Source organism: Gammaproteobacteria bacterium, assembly GCA_016765075.1.
GTDB lineage: Bacteria > Pseudomonadota > Gammaproteobacteria.
Window position 1 is genome coordinate 1 of sequence record JAESQP010000010.1, and the last position, 19,883, is coordinate 19,883.

A 19,883-nucleotide genomic window follows, 5' to 3' on the forward strand; every position below is an offset into this window, starting at 1 on the left:
ACGTATCGCTGACGCAATTTCGCTACTGCTACATTCCTTGGTGACATAGCCTTTAACGCCCGCCTCGAGCAAGCGTGAAGGATAAGGTTGCTCACCGTGGACCGTCACAGCGACAACACTCAACGTGGGCGCCAGCCTAAGCAGTCTGCGTGTCGCTTCGACACCACCAATGCCTGGCATGTTGATATCCATCAACACAACGTCAGGTAAATGCTCTCGAACCAGAGCGAGTGCTTCTTCACCGCTACTTGCCTCGACAACCACTTCGATATCATCGAAATCGCCAAGCAAACGCCTCACACCCGCACGAACAAGCTCATGATCGTCAACCAGCATTACCCGAATCATCTACTTCTACCCTTGGTTTTCGTGGCGCACCGAGCGCAACACCCTAAAATCATTACGTCAGGCATCAGTCTTGATTTTTAGCTCAATAAGTCTCTTTTCATTAAAAGCAATACTGTCAGCAGTACAGACACTCCATATACTGCCTAAAAAAAACACCTTATCAGGTGTATTTTCAGATATATGGCGGAAAGGGAGGGATTGCTCGCGTACCCGCTCGCCCTTCGGGTCGCCGTCACCGCGCTCCAAGCCGCTAGGCGTCTTGGTCGAACCACCATTTAGATCCGGGGGTTCAAATCCACCATATACCAACTATCTGAAAACACACCCTAGCGGGCGTGCTTTCAGATAGTTGGCGGAGAGGGAGGGATTCGAACCCCCGGAAGGTTGCCCTTCAACGGTTTTCAAGACCGCCGCTTTCGACCACTCAGCCACCTCTCCGAAACTTTTACTCAAACTTCGAGTCCGAAGAAAGTACTAGGCTTTTTAAGACTTTGCAAGCCAAGACACACTTGAAAGTGACAAAATCGAACATATATTTTTGTCAAGCTTGGAAATGAATTCATTTGTCGATAAAATGAGACGATACAAAACATTATCAACGGAGTACTCAATAATGAATGTTATAAGTTCTAATGCTGCACTCAGCGGTGTAGTGGTCAATAAGGTACTGCGTAATACCTTTACGTTACTGGCAATGACTTTGCTGTTTAGTGCCGTCACTGCGGGTGCCTCGATGGCATTGAATGTGCCCTTTATGGTCAGCCTTGGTTGTTCTGTGGCCGCATTGGGTATGCTGTGGTTCGTGATTCCCCGTGTTGCCAATTCGTCCATGGGGCTGGTTGCTGTGTTTGCTACCACTGGCTTGCTTGGCTTTGGTCTGGGTCCGATCTTGAATCACTATCTGGCGCTACCTAATGGCAGCCAACTGATCATGACCGCTATGGGCGGCACCGCTGTTATCTTTTTAGGTCTGGCCGGTTATGCATTAACGACACGCAAAAATTTCCGCTTTATGGGCGCCTTCCTTTTCGTCGGCATTCTCGTCGCCTTCCTGGCCGGAATTGGCGCAATGGTCTTTAATATGCCTGGCCTGTCCCTGGCTGTATCAGCGATGTTTGTGCTGTTGATGTCTGGCTTGATTCTGTATCAGATGAGCGAAATTATACATGGTGGCGAAACCAATTATATTCTGGCAACTGTCACGCTCTATGTGGCAATTTACAATATGTTCACTAGCCTACTACACTTATTGGGTGCCTTTGGTGGTAGAGACTAAACGCTAACACACTGTAGTAACGGCAAAAAGCCCGGCCATTACATAATGAGCTGGGCTTTTTTATAAGCAGCCGAAAATTCGGAAAACCAAAAATTAATCAGCAGTCTAGCCACCAAACCAATTCAAACTGCCATGCAAATTTACCACCTCACCAATAATGGTCAGTGTCGGCGCATGGATCTCTTTCCCCTCAATCTTATTAGCCAAGCTTGCCAGGGTCGCTATAATCACATCCTGATCAACCGTTGTGCCACGTGACACCAAGGCCACTGGGGTGTCATGCGACATGCCATGCTCGATTAACTTATTACACAGCACATCGATATTGGTCAAGCTCATATAGACGACGACCGTTTGCTGTGGCTGCACTAATTGCGACCAGTTAAGCTGTAGCTCGCCTTCTTTCAAATGGCCCGTAACAAACACCACCGATTGTGCATAATCACGATGTGTTAACGGAATGCCGGCATAGCAAGCACAACCTGAAGCAGCCGTAATTCCAGGCACAATCTGAAAAGGTATGCCTTGCTCTGCCAGCGTCTCTACCTCTTCACCACCGCGACCAAAAATAAACGGGTCACCGCCCTTAAGACGTAGTACACGCTTACCTTCAAGCGCTAAACGCGCCAAGGTTGCATTAATTTCTTCTTGTCGTACAACGTGATAAGAGCGACGCTTACCGACGTAGATGCGTTCTGCCTCACGCCTAACCAAGTTTAGAATTTCCGGTGCGATTAATCGGTCATACAAGACTACATCCGCCTGTTGCATCAGGCGCAAAGCACGAAAACTCAATAAATCAGGATCACCCGGACCAGCACCCACCAAATAGACTTCACCACATTGCACGTCCTTAGCGTTGACCAGCGCTTGCTCAATTAATTGTTCTGCATCAGCGTCTCGTCCACTGAATACCAATTCACTGACAGGGCCTTGCAACAGCTTCTCCCAAAAGCCACGGCGTGCCTGGGGTAATGTTATTTTTTTTCTTAGCTTATGACGAAACTTGGCGATTAACTCCGCCAAATGCCCATAGCGTGAGGGAATCAAGGTTTCCAAGCGTGCGCGCAGCAAACGTGCTAAAACTGGAGAGCGTGCACCACTGGACACCGCAATCACAACCGGATCACGGTCAACAATGCTGGGTAATATCACACTGCATAAATCAGGCGCATCAACCACGTTAACAGGCACGGCAAGCGTATTGGCTTGCGCTGCGACATGTCGATTAACCGCGGCATTATCTGTCGCAGCTATAATCAATCGATAACCACCCTCGATACTTGTAATATCAGTATCCTGGTATTCGCGCGCGATATAATCTAGCGCCTTACCATCTACCAAAGTTTGTAAGTGAGTCGATAAGTGCGGGGCAATGACCGTAATTCTAGCGCCAGCACGCAATAAAGCCACAGCTTTACGTGCAGCAACCGCACCACCACCAACAATCAAACATGGTGTATCAGTCAGCTTGGTGAATAAAGGGAAATAATCCATACACTTTTAAAATTCTTGGCGTCAAAACGCTCTAGACTAAAACTTTCGAGCTTTAGTTAGAGGTGTCTTTCTCGAGGCGCTGTTGGCCACGCATATAAGGTTGTAATACTACTGGAATGTTGATACTGCCATCCTCATTTTGATGGTTCTCCATTAGCGCCAACAAAGTACGGCCTACTGCTAGGCCAGAGCCATTAACAGTATGAACCAGCTCGGGCTTGCCGGTCTCAGGGTTACGCCAGCGCGCTTTTAAGCGTCGTGCCTGGAACGACTCACAATTACTGCATGAGGAAATTTCGCGATAGGTGTTTTGCGCGGGCAACCACACTTCAAGATCGTAAGTTTTGGCTGCAGCAAAACCGGTATCACCACTGCAAAGCGTCATCACGCGATAAGGCAACTCTAAGCTTTGCAATAAGGTCTCAGCATGGCCCGTCAGTTCTTCCAAGGCTTCATAGGACTGCTCAGGCTTAACGATCTGCACCATCTCTACTTTCTCAAACTGATGCTGACGCATCAAGCCGCGCGTATCTTTGCCATACGATCCCGCTTCACTGCGAAAACAGGGTGTGTGTGTAACCATACGTCGAGGTAGACTTTCTGCACCGAGGATTTGGTCGCGCACGAGGTTGGTAACGGGCACTTCTGCTGTAGGAATCAAATAATAGTCAGACTCGCCAGCAATTTTAAATAAATCTTCTGCAAACTTTGGTAGCTGCCCGGTGCCCTGCAAACTCTCGCTATTGACCAGATACGGCACATAGACTTCGGTATAGCCATGTTGGTCAATATGCGTATCAAGCATGTATTGAATCAGTGCTCGCTGCAAGCGTGCCAAACCACCGTGCAGACTGGAAAAACGACTGCCCGCAATCACCGCAGCACGTTCAAAGTCCAGTTGACCCAGTGCCTCACCAAGCTCAACATGGTCTTTAACTGTAAAGGCAAATTCGCCTGGTGTGCCAACACGACGAATCTCGACATTATCTTCTTCGTTCTTACCTTTGGGTACACTGTCATGCAATAAGTTCGGCACACCCATTAATAGGGTATCAAGCTCCGACTGAATGCCATCAAGGCAACTGGAAATAGTTTTTAATTTATCACCAAGACCGGCTATCTCGTCTTTGAGTGGTTGAATATCTGAGCCAGCGGCTTTCGCCTGACCAATCGCTTTAGAGCGTTGATTGCGCTCCGCCTGCAAAGTTTGTGTCTCAACCTGAGCTTGTTTTCTGTCTTCTTCGAGACCACGAATTCTATCAACATCGAGTGTAAAACCACGTTTTTGCAAACGCTCGGCAACGGCATCAATATCATCACGTATTAAACGGATATCTAACATATTAAAACTTCCGAAATAGTTTTCAATTTTTTATAAGTTAGCGTACTGGTGCTCTATTAATGTGATAATTACGAATTCAGCGTTGCTGTGGGGTTTCGCAGCAAGGCGCAGTGCGAAGGCAAGGGTTGTGCCCTTGTCGAGCACTGCAACGCAGCGGCGAAACCCCACAGCAACGCCCTTCGGGTTAGCGTGTCAATACCCACGGACTGCGTTACGCCTCTTGATAAGGGAGCCACCCTTATCTGCAAGACGCGCCTTGCCGTGGGCATTGACAAGCTAACTGAACTCGCAATTATCACATTAATAGAACACTAGACGCGCGACGAAAAACCCTAGCCATGCTGCAGCAATACAGGTGACGACACTGATAATGCTGTTTAACCCAGCTTTAGCCAATTCACCTGCTTCCAATAAATGCACTGTCTCCAGCGAAAATGTAGAGAAGGTGGTGAAAGAACCCAGCAGCCCTACCAAAATAAAGCCACGCATCACACTGTCCAAAGCCAGTTTTTCCATCAGAATTATATATACGATACCAGCCATCAACGAACCAATGACATTAACGAGTAAAGTGCCATAAGGGAAGCCTGTACCCCACATCTGCACCCAGCCAAGCAAAACATAACGTAGCACCGCACCTAAAGCGCCACCTATAGCAATCGCGACGATCATCATACTGTGATCGTACTCATTTCGCTGATTTATCGAGGCAGCGTAAATACGCTAGGCGCTCGTTAATTTTGATCTCCATACCACGATTAACGGGTTCATAATATCGCGGCTTGTGTTTCATTTCTTCAGGAAAATAATTTTCGCCCGCCGCGTAGCCATCAGGCTCATCATGAGCGTAGCGATAGGCGTGACCATAACCCATGTCTTTCATTAATTTAGTTGGCGCATTGCGCAGATGATTTGGCACTGGGTAAGACGGCTGCGATTTTACCTCTCGGCGCGCCTGATTATAGGCCTTGTAGACGGCATTGCTCTTCGGTGCTGAGGCCAGATAACTAATGGCTTGGGCAATAGCCAATTCGCCCTCCGGACTACCCAGGCGCTCTTGCACTTGCCAGGCGTTGAGCGCCAAATTTAGTGCTCGTGGATCGGCATTACCAATATCTTCGCTGGCCATACGCACGACTCGACGAGCGATATAGAGTGGATCACAACCGCCATCAAGCATACGGGCAAACCAGTATAAGGACGCATCGGGGTCTGAACCGCGCACCGACTTATGTAGTGCGGATATTTGATCGTAGAAGGCTTCACCCGATTTATCAAAGCGGCGTAATTCAGCACTCGCGACTTCATTAAATACCGCCTCATCAATATGCCAAGCTTGCTCGCCAGACATCACACAGCGTGCTGCCACTTCTAAAATATTGAGTGCGCGGCGGGCATCGCCATCGGCAGAGCGAGAAATTTGTTTGGCGACAGTATCTGCTATCGAAACCTGACCAGCAAACCCTCTATCGCAATCGTTCAACGCATGCTGAATTAAATGTACCAGGTCTTGCTCAACCAGAGATTTAAAGACATACACTTGCGTACGAGACAACAGTGCATTATTTAAGGCAAAAGAAGGGTTTTCTGTTGTCGCACCGATCAAGATAAAAGTACCGTCTTCAACGAAGGGTAGCAGGGCATCTTGTTGCGATTTATTAAAGCGATGAACCTCATCAATAAAAAGAATTGTTACGCGTTGATACTGGTCTCGGCTGAGTTGCGCCTGCGAAACCGCGTCGCGGATATTTTTCACACCCGCCATGACCGCCGACAGCGTGATAAATTGCGCATCGACACATGATGCCATTAACCGTGCGCAAGTGGTTTTACCGGTACCGGGTGGCCCCCAGAAAATTATCGAATGCAAGCGACCACTATCGATTAACTGTTTGAGTGGTTTACCGTCTGCCAGTAGGTGTTGTTGACCTGCAAACTCATCGAGGCATTGTGGCCGCATTCGATCAGCCAAAGGTTGATCGAAATTAAATAAATCCACCGTGGATTTGGCTGGGGGTTTGGCGGGCACGGCTCAAAACAGACCAGGATCGCTAATAACCTCGACACCCTCTGGCTGCTGAAATTCGAACTCGTCTTCAGCAAGCGCAATATTGGCTTCGATATCGATAAACTCTAACTGGGTGTGATGACCAAAATCATCAGAGAAACGCACCACCTTTAAGCCAGACCCATCAAAACCGAGCTGGATCGATTCATAAGCACTATCTTGATCAAGCGGTTGCAACAACAACCATTCATGCTCGCTGTCAGCAATAACAAGATCACTTACAATAAAACGCTCAAAAACACTGATATCGCCAGACAAGAGTAATGCGGGTGTCTGCCCTACTCCAGCCTCATAAGGCTTAATTGTCACCTGATCTAAATCTGGCTCGTAAATCCACAAACGTTTACCGTTGGTAATGATTTGCTGCGCATAGGGCAAGGTATAGTCCCAACGAAAACGACCAGGGCGCAACATGGCCATAGTCCCTTCTGACTTATCAACCACGGTGCCATTGTCATCAATAACGGTTTGTACAAAGCCAGCACGCATACTATTAAGGTCAACCACAAAGCGATCTAACTTATCTTTGGCCTCATCAGCATTCACTGCACTAACCATCAGTGAAAATACCAACGTAAGAAATATATACTGACTTATTGAGGTTCTAAATATCATGGCTTACCCTCGTTATTTAGGTGGTGGTGGCGCTAACACTTCGCGCGAGCCATTTGACTGCATTGGTCCTACCACCCCTGTTTGCTCCATGGTCTCGACCAAACGTGCAGAACGGTTATAACCTACTTTTAGACGTCTTTGTAAACCCGATATCGATGCCCGTCGTGTCTCGGTAACAATCGCCACGGCCTCATCGTAAAGCTCGTCCATTTCGACATCGTCAAACTGACTGCCAAGCGTGATACCTGAATTTCCGCCCATTAAGGCTTCAACATAATTCGGCGCGCCATTGCTTTTTATTTGTTTAACGACCTTATGTACTTCGTGATCGGCAACAAAGGCTCCGTGAACCCGAACAGGTATGGCAGTGCCCGGCGGCAAATATAACATGTCACCTTGACCTAACAATTGTTCTGCACCCGTCTGATCAAGAATCGTGCGAGAATCAATTTTAGAAGACACTTGAAACGCGATACGTGTAGGAATATTCGCCTTGATTAAACCAGTAATCACGTCAACCGAAGGTCGCTGTGTTGCAACAATTAAATGAATACCGGCAGCACGTGCTTTTTGCGCCAGACGCGCTATCAATTCTTCAACCTTTTTACCCACCACCATAATCATGTCAGCGAACTCATCGATAACGACGACAATATGCGGTAGATGGTAGAGCATTGGCATTTCTTCACCCGCTGGAACTTGTGTAACCAGTGGATCAGCAATCGGCTCACCCGCATCGATTGCGTCTTTGACCTTACGGTTGTAACCCGCCAGATTGCGTACACCTAATGCCGCCATGCGTGCATAACGCAGCTCCATCTCAGCGACGCACCAACGCAGGGAGTTGGCCGCCTCTTTCATGTCAGTAACAACAGGCGCCAATAAATGCGGAATATCATCGTAAACAGAAAGCTCTAACATCTTCGGATCAATCATAATCATGCGTACGTCTGCCGGTGTCGCGTTATATAACAGACTAAGCACCATTGCATTAACGCCCACTGACTTACCGGAACCCGTTGTCCCAGCAACCAGCAAATGTGGCATACGGGCCAGATCAACAACGACGGGTTGACCAGCAATATCCTTGCCTAGCGCCAAGGCCAGGGGCGACTTTGAATCGTCGTATTGTTTCGAGCATAATATTTCGCTAAGGCGCACAATTTCTCGGTGCTCGTTTGGAATCTCCAGACCAATAACCGGTTTGCCGGGAATCACTTCAACGATACGAACACTGGTTACCGATAAAGATCGTGCTAAATCCTTTGACAGATTAACGATTTTGCTGACCTTAACACCGGCAGCAGGCTGCATTTCATAGCGTGTGACGACAGGCCCAGGCAACACAGAAACGACTTCAACATCGACACCAAAATCGCGTAGCTTCAATTCAACCTGTCGCGACATAGCGGCCAGGGATTCATGCGACACAGAGTGTTTTGGCTTTTCTGCCGCATCCAACAATGATAAGGGTGGCAAATCAGTATTAACCGTCGGCTCAAACAAAGGCACTTGGCGCTCTTTTTCAGGACGCGGGCTTGGCTCTGGTATTGTCATCACAGGCTCAATACGTACTGGCTGACGTTGCTGGGCACGCTGAGTTTCTTCACGAATCACTTCATCGCGCTGACGCCGCACAGCAAACTGACGCCATTGATCGATAGCGCGAAAAAAATAATCTTTCGCAACAACAAAACCACGCAAAGTCCATTGACCCGTGAAGTCGATCAGCCCAACCCAAGACAAGCGCGTAAATAACGTCACACCAGCTAAAAACAAAGCCAACAAAAAGAGGGTTGAACCAGTAACTTTGAACAAACCAATCAACTTTGATGAGACTGCATCACCGAGTATGCCGCCAGCATCATGCGGCAAACGACCCAAGGCCATACCGAAACGCATCGAGGCTAAGGCCGCGCCAGCAGTTAACGCTAAAAAAAATCCCCCTGCACGCAACCATAGCTCATTGATATCGAACGCAGCGATTTGATCCTTGCTACCGGAATAGATCAACCAGGCGCTATAGGCAATCATCATCGGCAGCAAATAAGCAAGATAACCAAACAGATAGAGAAAAACATCGGCAAACCAGGCGCCCACGACACCACCACGGTTAACGATCTCACCGCTACCGCCACTTTGCGACCAACCTGGGTCGCTGGGATTAAAGCTAACCAGCGCAATCAATAGGTAAGCAGCGATCGCAAGCAGGACAAACAAGGCCCCCTCGCGCACGCCACGACCAATATGCGTGGTGACTAATTCTGAACGTGCTTTTTTTGGTGTTGCCTGAGCCAAGTTTTTAGGAGCCAAGTTTTAGTGTGATTCAACGAATGTTTGATACGTAACGTATCATCGTATTATATAGCGAAGTCTGACTCTTTGTTGGTCTTAACTAATCTATCAATGCCGAATGAACAATTTTACCCTGATCAACATTAATACCACCGACCAAATCATGATATTGGCGCCAATTGGCTTGACATAGCCTTAATAGTGGCTCAACGATAACCGCCGACAGCGCCTGACTTGCACTGCGGGGCACTGCACCCGGTATATTTGTCACAGCAAAATGAATGACACCATCAACAGTATATGTTGGCGCATCGTAGCTGGTTGGCCGTGATGTCTCGATACAGCCGCCCTGATCAATGGCAATATCGACAATCACACTGCCAGCAGACATCGCTTTAACCGTCTTGGCGCTGACCACATGTGGCGCACGCTGACCAGCAAGCAATACTGCCCCCACCACCAAATCAGCACTTATTACCGCTTGTTGCACCGTATCCGGGTAGGCATACAGCGCGGTAACATTCGCAGCCAAAGCACGTGCACGCTCAAGTGGCTGACGCTGACGATCAAAAACGATCACCTCAGCACCCATAGCTGCTGCCATCGATGCCGCATTAAAACCCGCCGTACCCGCACCAATAATAACCACTCGACCACGTTCTGAGCCAGCCACCCCGCCCAGCAAAATACCTTTCCCGCCTTGTGAGTAGTGCAGCAAATTGGTTCCAACCTGAATAGCAATACGACCCGCGATATCACTCATTGGCGCTAACAGGGGTAGACGACCTGACTCATCGCGTACTGTTTCGAAAGCGATGGCCGTCACGCCTTGACGAGCCAAGGCATTGGCCAATTTGTCATTGGTGGCAAGATGCAAGTAACTAAAAAGAAGGTGATCTGATCCTAGGTGAACAAGCTCCTCGGCAATGGGTTCTTTCACTTTAACGATGAGTTGCGCTTGAGCGTAAAGTGCAGCACTATCACCGACAATCTGAGCACCTGCAACAACATAAGCCGCATTATCGTAACCGCTTAACATGCCTGCATCAGATTCAACAAATACCTGGTGACCGGCCACAACTAAACTAGCCACCGCCGCCGGCACTAACGCAACACGCCCTTCTCTTATCTTCAGTTCTCGTGGTATTCCGATTTCCACTCTAGCGCTCCTTCAAAATCGTCATCTTACTCCTTCTTTTTGCCAAAGCGATGCCGTTAAGTTAGAGCCTGTTGACCAAAACACTCACAAATAATAGCTGTAGTAACATAGCGCTCATGCCGAACACCCTACTTATTGTTGTGACCAGCTGTGATAGCCTGCGTTCCGGGCGTAAAACAGGTGTTTGGTTTGACGAATTCGCCATTCCTTATGCTCTGTTTAGAGACAAAGGCTATGTCATCACCCTTGCCAGCCCCAAAGGGGGCATAACGCCTATAGACCCGCAAAGTCTCGATGAAAGCATTACGCTGCGGGGACATAAAACCAACACACTTAGCGCCAAAACCGCTTTAAACAACACAAAAATACTCGACGAAATCGCCGCCAACGACTTTGATGCGCTATATATCCCAGGCGGTAATGGCACCATGTATGACTTGAGTCAAAATCAAACGTTAAATCAAATTCTCTTGCGTCGTGATGAAGCAAACCAACTGATAGCAAGCGTCTGCCATGGCGTAGTTTGTCTTACTGCATTAGAAAAAAATGGTCGCCCATTCGTTCAGCAACGCAAGCTCACTTGCTTTAGTAATGCTGAAGAGGTGTTAACTGGAGCAGAAGACGAATATGACTTTCTGCTTGAAACGCGATTACGTGAACTGGGGGCAGAAGTGACAACAAACACCCCATGGAGCGAGCATATTGTCATGGATGGCAAGCTCATTACCGGACAAAACCCACAGTCGTGCCAACAACTTGCAAAAGTGATTGTTAATTTACTAACCTAACCCACCACTCTTGAAAATAACCCAAAAAAAGGCTTGGCCGATGAAAATACTACCAATACTTGTTATTTCCCTGCTGCTATCAGCCTCATTCAGTGTTGCCGCAGACAAAGTGAACAAAAGTATCGTCATCACACCTGACAAAGAACTGAGCTACGCATTGGGTCTAAAAATTGCCCAACAATGGCGAGAAGAAGGCTTTAGCGTCGACCCCAACATCGTTGCTTTAGCCATCAATGACACACAGAATTTTGGCCCAAGACGCATGAGCATAGAGGCAGGCAACATCACCATCGGCATTGAAAAAGACCGCATACGTCAAGCCAAGGAGGCCATATGGAAAGCAACAAGAACGGCTGCACGCACTTTTATGGAATCAAACAAAGATAAAGCAGACGTAATCACCACTGAAAGCGGCCTACAATATGTGTTGCATAATGAAGGCGAAGGAAAATCACCACAATCTGATAGCGTAATTATTGTTAGTTACACCGGCACTTCAGCAACAAAAAGACGCATTTTCGGTCGCATCAAGGCACCACAATATGGTTCCGAATTCAACATGGACAAAGTAATTGATGGCTGGAAAGAAGGCCTGCCCTTAATCAAGGAAGGTGGCAAAATAACGCTCTATGTGCCTGCTCACCTCGCCTATGGCAGAGACGGCGTTCAACACAGAAATCTTTATGTGATCGAACCCAACGACGCACTGGTTTTTGACATTGAACTAGTCAAGGTCAGTCATTAGGGTCTGTCGGAATTATCTGTCGAGGAACTAGCCTCATTAGCCGCCTTATCTTCTTCATCAAGACGTTTACTGGCGCGTCTATCACTGACTGCGAGAAACACAACAAATGCTATCAATAAGCAAACGAACACAATTTGCCCAACTATGAACAAATAACTCACATCATTATCAGGATCCATCATGGCGTGAAGGATACCTTCATATCCCAGCTTATACCAGTGTCTGGCTCAGGGTGTAAGCTAAGCACCGTGTTTTTCCAACGACTTACTCAAGCGCGTTAGGGTTTCCTGCGTCGATTTCAACTCTTTAATCAATTCCTCTTTTGATACCGGTGAAATCATTTTCAATAAGCGCTCATTCTTCGCTTCTTCCAAATTATTAAGCACGACCGCGATAAACAAGTTAATCACTACAAACGTGCAAATAATGACAAAACTGACGAAGTAGATCCATGAATACGGATTCATCTCCATAGCCGTATACATCACATCGGTCCAATCTTCCAGGGTCAACACGCGAAACAACGTTAACATCGCCGTCGGTAAATTACGCCAATGTGTTGGGTCATGCTCATGAAAAAAATGAAAGCCTGCCACCGCGTACATGTAAAAAATCACGCCAATCAACAGCATGATATTGCCCATGCTCGGAATCGACTTGATCAAGGTCGCGACAATTAAACGCAACTCAGGAATCACCGTAATCAAACGGAACACTCGCAATAAACGAGCGAGACGCGCGATCATGGCAAATTGGCCTGTGGCAGGCACCAGCGATAACACAATCACCGAGAAATCAAATAAATTCCAGCCATTGGCAAAATACAAACTAAAACGCGGTGCGACAGCAACGATCTTAATCATCGCTTCGACAATAAAGACCGCTAATATGAGGCGATTACCCCATTGCAGAAGGTGGCCATAATCCGCCTCAATACTCGATGATGTTTCCAAGCCTAAAATTACGGCGTTAATAAGAATCAACGCGATAATAAAATATTCAAAGTAACGCGATTTGGCAACGCGCTGCGCCCACTGTCTCATAAAGCCAAGACCCGTAAATTAAAAGCGTGGACTTTACCACAGGCTTTACTCAACCCACAGCGCAGAAACGGGCGGCAAGCTCGGATTTAATAGGCATCTTGGCAGAGGGGGTTAAATCGCTGATTTTCGTACATTGATACCTAAGTTATAACCCTAGACGTTACCGCTAACGCCTTGATATGGCTATACTCATCAGCAAGTTATAATGAGAAAGTCATGGAAAAAATTTCCAGCCTGATTAATCGCGCCCTGTGGGACGTCGATATCACCACCTTGCCGCGCTGGCGTGCAGGGCTGCTGCATGCGTTGCGTATCGTTCATAACGTCATTGGCGATCTGGCTGATGGTCAACTAACCCTGCGCGCCATGAGCCTTGTTTATACCACCTTGCTGTCACTGGTACCGTTGCTGGCACTGAGCTTTTCCGTACTCAAAGGCTTTGGTGTTCATAACCAAGTAGAACCCATACTGCTTGAGATGATTTCCCCCCTTGGCGATAAAGGCAGCGAGATCATCAAACAAATCATCGGCTTCGTCGACAACACCAAAGCTGGCGTGCTCGGCACACTGGGACTTGCCTTTCTCGTCTATACCGCCGTCTCGCTAGTACAAAAAATCGAACACGCCTTTAACCATATTTGGCACATAAGCCGTCACCGCCCGTTGAGCGAACGCTTTAGCGATTACCTTAGCGTCATTATGGTGGGGCCTATATTAATCGTATCGGCCATTGGCCTCACCGCATCGGTACAAAGCAACACCGTTGTTGAGGCGCTGTCTGGTATCGAACCCATTGGCAGTATCTTTGCGATCATTGGACACTTACTGCCCTACCTGTTGATCATGATCGCTTTCACGTTTATTTATATTTTTGTGCCCAACACCAAAGTGAAACTTCGCTCAGCGCTCATCGGTGGATTCATCACCGCCATATTATGGGTCACTATTGGCTGGGCCTTTGCCAACTTCGTTGCTGGCTCAGAAAAATACACCGCCATTTATTCCACCTTCGCCACACTCATCTTGTTTATGTTCTGGCTCTACGTTGCTTGGCTAATATTGCTCATTGGCTCCAGCATCGTGTTTTATCACCAACACCCCGAAGCACTCACCAGAGACAGCGTACCGACAAAGCTGAGCAATCGACACCGAGAACAACTAGGCCTCGCCGTCATACAATTAATTGCTGAACGCTTTTATCGCAATGAACCGCCACTGGGCGAACGCGGCTTGATTGACCAACTGTCCATCCCCTCCTATAACCTGGAACGTGTTACCGATTCACTGGTTACAGCCGGACTATTGGTACTCTCAGAAGATGAACAATACCTCCCCGCCAAACCCTTTGACACCACACCTCTAGTCGAAGTGCTACACGCGATCAGAGAAAACAGCAACCACGTCCCCGCATTAGCAACCAACCATCAATTCACCACCAGCGCAAAATTAAGCGAGCATATCGAATCGCATTTGGATCAAGCGCTGGCAGGGAAAACGATCAAGAGCTTGATAGAGTAAAAGGTTAAAGCGATAGCGAAATGAACCGATTCCAGTGTTACATCTCAACAAACAACCAGCATGTCCATCTAAGCAATTGAAAAACCAAGATATTTGTATTGATTTAGAGTATTACCGAAAGAATGATAACCCGACCCACAAGTGAATTCACTTCCGTTTTAGCATCTGGGAATATAAAGTTATTTTCAGTGTAAGGTATTGAATTAAGGATATAAATATTAAAAACAAGAGAGTGATTCGAAGAATGATAACCCGACGTGGAATGATAACCCGATTCCATAGAATAAGCTGTTAGCTGCAAAACAATAATCGGCATTGATGAAACTTTAATTTTAATCGTAATACGATAAAAATTTATCGTAAAACAATAATTTATAAGTTATACTCTGTTTTATTCTTCTAAGATGGGGTTCGCAGCAATGAAAAATGAAAATATAGACCGCATACAACGTGTCAGTCATAAATTTAGATTGTTATTTTCGGCTCTAATATTTTGCATCCCTATCACTATTTTGATGTATTGGCTTTTTTTTAATCACCTGCCTATTGGGTTTAAAGTCGAACTACCGGTTGCAGTTAATCAAGCACTCCCGTTTGAAACTCTCCTGCTGGCATTTTTAGTTAGTTTAATTCCTACTTCTGTTGCCATATACGGAATAATAAATCTAAAAGAACTATTCAAACTCTATGAGAAAGCAATTGTTTTTTCTGAAAAAAATGTTAGATGCTTTCGTAGGCTTGGGTACACTTTAATTTATTGGGTTGTTGCCAATCTAATTTTTGTCATATTGATTAGTATCGTTCTAACATTCAATAATACTCAAGATGAACGGATGATAGTCGCTCAGTTTGGAATTTCAGATTTTGGCGCATTAATTATTGGTTCTGTGGTTGTATTGATTTCTTGGGTTATGAATGAAGCAGCAAAATTAGAAGACGAACAAGCGCACACGGTATAAAACATAATGGCAATAATAGTAAATTTAGATGTGATGCTTGCTAAACGAAAAATGAAGTCCAATGAGCTGGCTCAGCTAATTGGAATTACGGAACAGAACTTATCTATTTTAAAAACAGGCAAGGCTAAGGCAATTCGTTTAACAACGTTAGATGCTGTCTGTAAAGCACTTAATTGCCAGCCTGGCGATATATTGGAATATAAATAAGGAGAGAAAAATGAAAAAACTTACGCTAATATTAACGGTTATTCTTTCTTTATCTGGCTGTGCAATCGCACCGAAAGTGGATGCCGTTCGCACCGCCGTAGATCGGAGTGCATTTAAAGGACTTGATAAAAATTCCAAGTTTTCCATTTCGTTACCTAGCTCACATTCAGGGAGATATGATTCAATTGATCAGTTGAACTTTAAAATAGAGGGCGGCAAATATAAAGGAAATAATGCTAGCGCCCTTGTTGTGAAATCTAAAGATAGTAAAGTCTGGGAAGTATTAATGGTTATGGTCGAAGAAAATGGCAAGTGGGTTAATTTACCAAAGACTGATTAAAATTAAAGGTCTTCTGGCTAATAAATAATGCAGCTAACAAAATGCTCCATTGGACGGGGTAAAGCGTCATGATTTTTGCGGAGCAAAAATACATGCCCCTTTGCCCCGCCAATGAGCATGGCGTTATGTTTCATCCAGCATTAAGCCATGGTTAGCAAACCTATGTGCGAATTAAAAAATATTGGTAAAACTGTGTCTACTCGACTACACGGAATTGGCATTACTAATGAAGTTAAATTGAAAAGGTTGGGGGCAGAAAAAGCCAAACCAATATTTTCAGAGGCAAATTCGAACAAATTCGGGGTCAAACAAATTCGGGGTCTACCATTGGATTTGTAAGTGACAAGAGCGCTATTAAAGGATAAAGTCATCAAAATTCGGGGTCCAAAATTCGGGGTCAGGGGCAAAATTCGGGGTCAGGTCTTTGATTTATGATTGCTATTTTGTTAGAGGCCATAAATCAAAGACCTGACTCCAATCCACTCTAAAACCAGTGGGCTCAGACGTTATGACTCTAATAAGGAATTTAGGCTCTAGCCAATTTCTTACGATACATTCTAAGATCTTTAGCGCAATCAAAACTCATCTCAAACAAGCCTGATAATTTACGCAAAATAGCGGTCACCACTTTGTCTTCCCAGCCCTTATCAAACTTGATTTGCGTATTTAGCCAATTCTCTAACCATTCTGGATCAGGCATTCTGCTTTGCACAGTATCGTTAGGGAAAAAAGCTTCGCTCACGTGCAGGTTTGTGGGATGCATCGCACGCGATGTTTTGGTGTTGGTCATGAGCACACCAATTTTAGCGTACGCTAAACGCGCTTCGTCACCCAGCTTATCAATTGCTTTACGCATATAGCGCATATAACAGGAGGCATGTCGTGCTTCGTCAGCAGACAATAGGTTATAAATCTTTTTGATAACAGGCTCGGTATGCCATTCAGCCGCGCAGCGATACCAATAAGTTAAGCGTATTTCACCACAAAAATGCAGCATTAAGGTTTCATTGGCAGGGGCTGCGTCAAATTGAAAGCGAACATTATCTAGTTCTGCTTCGGTTGGCATCATGTCTGGCCTGAAGCGACGCAAATACTCAATCAAAGACAAAGCATGCTTTTGCTCTTCATAAAACCAAACTGATATAAAAGCTGAAAAGTCTGAGTCATTATGATTGTCACGCAAAAACATTTCCGTCGCAGGCAGTGCTGACCATTCGGTGATAGCATTATGTTTAATCGATAACGCTTGTTCATCGGTAAGTTTATCCGTATCAAATTGATCCCACGGAATATCTTTTTCCATATTCCAACGGACACTCTCTAGCGATTTATAAAGCTCTGGATAAAGCATTTCTGACATTGATATGACCTTGCTCGGATATTGTTAATTCGATTAAACGACAGTTTAACCTGGCTGGTGGCGAAACAATACTAAACTTTTTTGACACTACTAACTCTAGGAGCCTGTCGGATTTAGGGAATCCAACATATTCCATGCCGTTGCTCTAAATTAGGCGGCCAGTTTAGCCAGTACTTGCTGTTTAATGTCATCAACACTGCCCACACCTTCAATACGAATATAGCCTGGTGCGCCGTCATCCGACTGATTGGCGTAATAGGCTATTAATGGGCTGGTTTGCGCATGGTAAATCTGCAGACGTTTACGTACGGTAGATTCTTCATCATCAGCGCGCTGAATTAAGTCAGCACCAGTCTCGTCATCTTTGCCTGCTACCTTAGGTGGATTATATTCAGTGTGGTAAACACGACCTGATGCAGGATGACAACGACGGCCTTGCATACGCTCAACGATTTCTTCGTCATCGACGTTAATTTCCACAACATATTCAACATCAATGCCAAGCTCCTGCATACCTTCGGCTTGAACAATGGTGCGTGGAAAACCGTCAAGCAAATAACCGTTAGTGCAGTCATCTTGACTCAATCGCTCTTTAACCAAGCCCAAAATAATTTCATCAGATACCAAGCCGCCAGCATCCATGATTTTTTTTGCTGCGGCACCTAGTGGTGTGCCTGCACGCACAGCAGCTCGTAACATGTCGCCAGTTGAGATTTGAGGGATATTATATTGTTTGGTGATGAACCCAGCCTGGGTGCCTTTGCCTGCACCCGGGGCACCTAATAAAATAAGTTTCATAATTGGCTCCTAAATAAACTGTGTAATCTATGGGTTTCTTACCTAGGATGACCTTGAATCATTATCGGCCGTTAAATCACTCAGCTCAGCGGGTTTACACATCAGCAACCAAATACTGCCCACGATGCCGGCGGTCAGCGATGCGATAAGCACACCGGTTTTTGCCATCAATAAGGCTTCGTCCTGACCAACAAAAGCCAGTTCGGCGATAAAAATCGCCATGGTAAAGCCGATGCCCGCTAATAATGCAACACCAGCAATATGGCGTAGCGCAACACCTTTGGGTAATTGAACAATACCAAGTTTTAAGGCAATAAAGACGAAGCCAAAAATACCAATAAGTTTACCGCCAACCAAACTAACAATAATAGCCAGTGTGATGGGGTGGGCAATAATTTGATCCAGGGTGGAAAAATCAATGGGAATACCCGCATTAACCAATGCAAAAAGGGGAATAATGAAAAAACCAACGGGGATATGAAAGCTATGCTCTAAACGCTGCAAGGGTGTCCCTGCCATATGAATGCTGTTGCCCATGGTTTGCAAAACTGATCGTTGTTTTTCATTTCGCATAATGCCAACGCCTTTGCGATAGGCGCTACTAAACCTATCAACCAAATCACGCATATGATCAGCAAACAAGCTTGGATCGTATTTCGACACAGCAGGGATGGTTAGTGCCACCAAAACACCCGCCAATGTCGCATGAACACCCGATTTCAACATGGCGAACCACAGCACAACACCGATTAAAAAATAGGGCAGTGGATGTCGTAAGCCAAACAAGTTGAACGCAACCAGTATGGCGAAAGAGATACCAACCAGAATCAACGCGGAAACCGATATGGTCTCAGTGTAAAACAAGGCAATGACAAGCACTGCAACCAGATCATCAACAATGGCCAGCGCGACCAGAAACATCATTAACGCCGCTGGCACTCGCTTACCCAACAAAGCCAAAACACCAATGGCAAAGGCGATATCGGTCGCCATAGGAATGGCCCAACCCGCTGCTCCTTCGCCTTCTGGCACCATCGTGACATACAAAAATGCTGGCACAACCACGCCACCGATTGCCGCCGTTATTGGCAATATGGCATTGCGTACTGAAGATAATTCACCGACCAGGATTTCGCGTTTTATTTCCAGCCCAATAAGAAAAAAGAACAAGGCCATGAGGCCGTCGTTAATCCAGTGATGCAGGGTTTTTTCCAGTACGAAATCACCAATACCAATACTCAATGGTGTCGCTACAAAATGATGGTAGCCCTGCGCATAAGTCGAATTTGCCAGCACCAATGCAATGATGGTGACCACCATCAAGACAATACCACTGCTCGTTTGGTTGTGAATAAACTCTTCAAACGGTGTGCTGAGTTTATTGAAAGCACGCTCCCATGGTGCAATATAGCTTGCCTTAGTATTGAATTTTTCTGCTGCCATGCTTCTCTCTACTTGCCTTTTTGTTTATGTTTACCCAAGGTAATCGAACATTATAACGAACAGAAGGCAATCAGAACAGATA

Annotated in this window: 22 protein-coding genes and 1 tRNA gene; 8 read left to right on the forward strand and 15 right to left on the reverse strand. The window is 46.0% G+C overall.

The window, feature by feature from the left end; genetic code table 11:
* The 3 genes from JKY90_00465 to JKY90_00475 form a co-directional block, all read right to left on the reverse strand.
* Positions 1–348: response regulator (locus tag JKY90_00465; GenBank protein ID MBL4850746.1), on the reverse strand; the 348-nt coding region annotated here is incomplete at its 3' end.
* 57 nt (positions 349–405) lie between these two features.
* Positions 406–657, reverse strand: a complete 252-nt coding sequence (locus JKY90_00470) for a hypothetical protein (protein MBL4850747.1) — start codon at positions 655–657, stop codon at positions 406–408.
* A 41-nt stretch (positions 658–698) separates the two neighbouring features.
* Positions 699–786: transfer RNA gene (locus tag JKY90_00475), tRNA-Ser, on the reverse strand.
* Positions 787–961: 175 nt separating this feature from the next.
* Between JKY90_00475 and JKY90_00480 the strand changes: the two genes are divergently transcribed.
* The gene (locus JKY90_00480) at positions 962–1,624 is read left to right on the forward strand and encodes a Bax inhibitor-1/YccA family protein (GenBank protein ID MBL4850748.1); all 663 of its coding nucleotides are present in this window, start codon (positions 962–964) and stop codon (positions 1,622–1,624) included.
* Positions 1,625–1,729: 105 nt separating this feature from the next.
* Here JKY90_00480 and cobA read toward each other — a convergent pair whose 3' ends face one another.
* From cobA to ald, 7 genes are all read right to left on the reverse strand, one after another.
* Complete coding sequence (gene cobA / locus JKY90_00485) at positions 1,730–3,121, reverse strand: uroporphyrinogen-III C-methyltransferase (GenBank protein MBL4850749.1); 1,392 nt, start codon at positions 3,119–3,121, stop codon at positions 1,730–1,732.
* 52 nt (positions 3,122–3,173) lie between these two features.
* Positions 3,174–4,463: a serine--tRNA ligase gene (serS, locus tag JKY90_00490; GenBank protein ID MBL4850750.1), complete on the reverse strand. Its 1,290-nt coding sequence runs from the start codon at positions 4,461–4,463 to the stop codon at positions 3,174–3,176.
* A 300-nt stretch (positions 4,464–4,763) separates the two neighbouring features.
* On the reverse strand, positions 4,764–5,138 hold the full coding sequence (gene crcB, locus JKY90_00495; protein MBL4850751.1) for a fluoride efflux transporter CrcB: 375 nt from the start codon (positions 5,136–5,138) through the stop codon (positions 4,764–4,766).
* Positions 5,139–5,151: 13 nt separating this feature from the next.
* Positions 5,152–6,423, reverse strand: a complete 1,272-nt coding sequence (locus tag JKY90_00500) for a replication-associated recombination protein A (GenBank protein MBL4850752.1) — start codon at positions 6,421–6,423, stop codon at positions 5,152–5,154.
* Positions 6,424–6,495: 72 nt separating this feature from the next.
* Entirely contained in the window at positions 6,496–7,146 is a 651-nt protein-coding gene (gene lolA / locus JKY90_00505; GenBank protein ID MBL4850753.1) for an outer membrane lipoprotein chaperone LolA, read from the reverse strand.
* Positions 7,147–7,158: 12 nt separating this feature from the next.
* Positions 7,159–9,444 (reverse strand): DNA translocase FtsK 4TM domain-containing protein, encoded by a 2,286-nt coding sequence (locus tag JKY90_00510; GenBank protein ID MBL4850754.1) that lies wholly within the window; start codon positions 9,442–9,444, stop codon positions 7,159–7,161.
* Between the two features lie 97 nt (positions 9,445–9,541).
* On the reverse strand, positions 9,542–10,600 hold the full coding sequence (gene ald / locus JKY90_00515) for an alanine dehydrogenase (GenBank protein MBL4850755.1): 1,059 nt from the start codon (positions 10,598–10,600) through the stop codon (positions 9,542–9,544).
* A gap of 116 nt (positions 10,601–10,716) precedes the next feature.
* On the opposite strand from ald, the gene JKY90_00520 reads away from it, so the two are divergent.
* Together JKY90_00520 and JKY90_00525 are read left to right on the forward strand one after the other, a co-directional pair.
* Positions 10,717–11,388, forward strand: coding sequence for a type 1 glutamine amidotransferase domain-containing protein (locus tag JKY90_00520; GenBank protein MBL4850756.1), 672 nt, complete (start codon positions 10,717–10,719; stop codon positions 11,386–11,388).
* Between the two features lie 40 nt (positions 11,389–11,428).
* Positions 11,429–12,133 (forward strand): FKBP-type peptidyl-prolyl cis-trans isomerase, encoded by a 705-nt coding sequence (locus tag JKY90_00525; protein ID MBL4850757.1) that lies wholly within the window; start codon positions 11,429–11,431, stop codon positions 12,131–12,133.
* On the opposite strand, the gene JKY90_00530 is transcribed toward JKY90_00525, so the two are convergent.
* Both JKY90_00530 and JKY90_00535 read right to left on the reverse strand, forming a co-directional pair.
* Positions 12,130–12,315, reverse strand: coding sequence for a hypothetical protein (locus JKY90_00530; protein ID MBL4850758.1), 186 nt, complete (start codon positions 12,313–12,315; stop codon positions 12,130–12,132). The genes JKY90_00525 and JKY90_00530 overlap by 4 nt on opposite strands.
* Before the next feature lie 57 nt (positions 12,316–12,372).
* A complete protein-coding gene (locus tag JKY90_00535; protein MBL4850759.1) occupies positions 12,373–13,176 on the reverse strand; it encodes an ion transporter in 804 nt (267 codons plus the stop codon).
* Between the two features lie 216 nt (positions 13,177–13,392).
* Here JKY90_00535 and JKY90_00540 point away from each other — a divergent pair, with 216 nt between their 5' ends.
* The 5 genes from JKY90_00540 (at position 13,393) to JKY90_00560 (ending at position 16,539) form a co-directional block, all read left to right on the forward strand.
* Complete coding sequence (locus JKY90_00540) at positions 13,393–14,694, forward strand: YihY/virulence factor BrkB family protein (GenBank protein ID MBL4850760.1); 1,302 nt, start codon at positions 13,393–13,395, stop codon at positions 14,692–14,694.
* 419 nt (positions 14,695–15,113) lie between these two features.
* Positions 15,114–15,653 (forward strand): DUF2975 domain-containing protein, encoded by a 540-nt coding sequence (locus JKY90_00545; protein ID MBL4850761.1) that lies wholly within the window; start codon positions 15,114–15,116, stop codon positions 15,651–15,653.
* Positions 15,654–15,659: 6 nt separating this feature from the next.
* Positions 15,660–15,860, forward strand: coding sequence for a helix-turn-helix transcriptional regulator (locus JKY90_00550; protein MBL4850762.1), 201 nt, complete (start codon positions 15,660–15,662; stop codon positions 15,858–15,860).
* Between the two features lie 10 nt (positions 15,861–15,870).
* On the forward strand, positions 15,871–16,200 hold the full coding sequence (locus JKY90_00555; protein ID MBL4850763.1) for a hypothetical protein: 330 nt from the start codon (positions 15,871–15,873) through the stop codon (positions 16,198–16,200).
* Positions 16,201–16,392: 192 nt separating this feature from the next.
* Positions 16,393–16,539 carry a hypothetical protein gene (locus JKY90_00560; protein ID MBL4850764.1) on the forward strand — a complete coding sequence of 49 codons (147 nt, stop codon included), beginning with the start codon at positions 16,393–16,395 and terminating at the stop codon, positions 16,537–16,539.
* Positions 16,540–16,726: 187 nt separating this feature from the next.
* On the opposite strand, the gene JKY90_00565 is transcribed toward JKY90_00560, so the two are convergent.
* The 3 genes from JKY90_00565 to nhaA all read right to left on the reverse strand — a co-directional run bounded on the left by JKY90_00565 (position 16,727) and on the right by nhaA (position 19,801).
* Positions 16,727–17,551 (reverse strand): ferritin-like domain-containing protein, encoded by an 825-nt coding sequence (locus JKY90_00565; GenBank protein MBL4850765.1) that lies wholly within the window; start codon positions 17,549–17,551, stop codon positions 16,727–16,729.
* 159 nt (positions 17,552–17,710) lie between these two features.
* Positions 17,711–18,358: an adenylate kinase gene (gene adk / locus JKY90_00570; GenBank protein MBL4850766.1), complete on the reverse strand. Its 648-nt coding sequence runs from the start codon at positions 18,356–18,358 to the stop codon at positions 17,711–17,713.
* A gap of 42 nt (positions 18,359–18,400) precedes the next feature.
* The gene (gene nhaA, locus JKY90_00575) at positions 18,401–19,801 is read right to left on the reverse strand and encodes a Na+/H+ antiporter NhaA (protein MBL4850767.1); all 1,401 of its coding nucleotides are present in this window, start codon (positions 19,799–19,801) and stop codon (positions 18,401–18,403) included.
* Positions 19,802–19,883 lie beyond the last annotated feature (82 nt).